We start from the raw sequence: 2283 nt of genomic DNA on the forward strand, positions 1-2283 counted from the left end.
ATTTTTATTTGTGCCAAACTAACTTTCTTCAAGTTCAATAATAGAATCCAACGAGAAATGCAAGATGGCTTGCTTGGATTCTCTGCCCGGAGCTTCCGAAATGCTTTCGCATCCTACTTGCACCGCTTGTCTGCTGCAAGGTGCAGACCTTTCCGCAATATGTGTTCTGACTTCACGGATAATCTTTCAATCCGTTACGCTGCGTAGTTCATTATAAGCGCAGGGTCAAGGCTCTGGGGAAATTTATCTGATTGGGTTTTACCCCTTTCATTCAAGTTTGGCGAGAGCCGTAATTCGCATTCGAGTTCGAGAAAGCGTTCCTCGAGTTCACGTAACCGAGACCGCAATACGAACCGTTATTCGCATTACCACCCCAGAGCAGCAGGCTCTTCCCCATCTACCTACCGAAATCGTGCCGTACACGCTGCACGCACCGAAATACGCTGACGCATTTATTGGCACGATTCGGTTTTTGTAATGGTTTTTCAGAATGTCAATGTTCTTTTTAATTATTGGTAAGACTTTGCTTATCTGAAACTTTACTTACGTTCCATCAGACAGTAGCCATCAGTTGCTTTCCGTCCATAAAGGTAAGGGGGCCATAATAAGCAAGGCGAGAGCCGCAAGCCGCAGCCGAGTTCGAGAAAGCGTCCCACGAGTCCACGCAACCGAGACCGCAAGCCGAACCGAGATACGCATGACCACCCCAGAGCAGCAGTTGACCAGTGTTATTGGCATATTCATAGTCGCACCAGTATGAATTACTTCCTCCGCCCAAAGTAGTTGCGATAAGGTCGAAGTATTCGCCAAGCATCATCTTTGTGACATATCCCTCACTGTTTGCTGAAAGGGTGCGTCTGACAGTCTGGCGATACTTACCCGATGGGTGTGTAGCCAATTCAGCGTATGACGGCATACGGTTGCCCTCATAGATATAGAACTCGTTTCCCGTTTGAGCAGTGTTTTCAGAATTTCCGAAGTATGCACCCTGATTCATCTCCCACTGCCAGCCCCATGCGTCTTCAAATCCGTTCAGATTGACACGTGAGCAATCCACGCCTACAACCGTGCCATTCGTGACTGTAATGTTTATCTTTCCGTTGTTATCACCGAGTGATTTTGTCGCACCGGTAAGGAGGCTTGTAGTACCTGCCCAAAGGTCTTTCCAACCGCCCGAGCCACTAACGCCCTGACCGATTTTATCCTGCGCGTTGGGGCTACCATACTGCGAAAGACAAAGCATCATCATAAAGCGGCGATGGTCATAGTTGACAAGACCCCAGTTCTTTCCGTTTACCTGTGCATCAGTCCAGAACTGCGAGATTGTACGCGAACCAGCGGGTCTTACTCCTGAACGAGAAGTCAATGCTGCTCCTGCAAGCGAAGCCTTATATGCGCCTACGCAGATGTAATCACCTCCGTCCGCATCACCGATGAAATGCCCTCCGATTGGAAGCATCGACATCCAAAGGTAATCAACCCCAGACGCGGCATCACGCTTAACTGTGTAGTAAAGCCGGGGAGCAATGACCATCACATGACCCTTTGTTTCATCAAGGGTAGTTCCGTCAGCAAAGACACCTGAGTTGACGGGCGAAAGTTTGGCAGCTTTACCATCGTTGGTAACGAGATAGCGACCGACCATAGACTTGTATTCGTTCCACATACCGGTATTACCGATAACGCCCCATTCTGGACTGCTGGTGCCTTGCTTAATAGGAACACCCCATGCTATCTGACGAAGCAACTGCTCGTCATCGGTGTTCATTGAGTTCATAAAGTTGTCAAGGGTGATTCTGCGGACAGAACCATTTACCTCAACCATCACACCGTTATTCTTCTGAATAGAAGGCACAAGTGTGGCGTTTCCAAGATTCTTTTTAGCCATATTATTGCGTTTGTATTAAGTTGTTAGTGTTAATTCCACTCTGCTTCTGCCACGACTTCAACATCACCCATTTCACCATTACGGTCGGTTTCGGTTGTGGTGACTTGAATTGTGTTGGCATTTGCAGTCTTGACGACTGACCATGTTTTCCTATCCATCACATCCATTCGCCATTTTACACCAGTTGGCGTGATTTCTTGATTTGAGCCATCGGGCAGGAAGCGAACTATCTTCGCCTTGACTGTTACAGGGCTACCGGTATCAACATCCTTTTGTGTAGAAGAAATGAAGCAGATAACTTGATAGTCATCCGATGTGTCGATAATGCGTATTCCGGCTCTGAATACTGGGGTTGTGCTGGAAGAATCCTTATAAAATTCAGCGATAAACAACTG

Annotated in this window: 1 protein-coding gene and 1 pseudogene; both read right to left on the reverse strand. The window is 47.4% G+C overall.

Features of this window, described 5'->3' with window-relative positions:
• Positions 1-553: 553 nt before the first annotated feature.
• Positions 554-1888, reverse strand: a complete 1335-nt coding sequence (locus C5O24_RS12700) for a hypothetical protein (protein WP_107681931.1) — start codon at positions 1886-1888, stop codon at positions 554-556.
• 29 nt (positions 1889-1917) lie between these two features.
• Positions 1918-2283 (reverse strand): annotated as a pseudogene (locus C5O24_RS14140) (hypothetical protein); the annotation flags it as partial.

The organism is Paramuribaculum intestinale, assembly GCF_003024925.1.
GTDB lineage: Bacteria > Bacteroidota > Bacteroidia > Bacteroidales > Muribaculaceae > Paramuribaculum > Paramuribaculum intestinale.

Bases quoted from the DNA above. Each gene is read 5' to 3' on its own strand.
- C5O24_RS12700 (WP_107681931.1), bottom strand. From the start codon at position 1,888: ATGGCTAAAAAGAATCTTGGAAACGCCACACTTGTGCCTTCTATTCAG.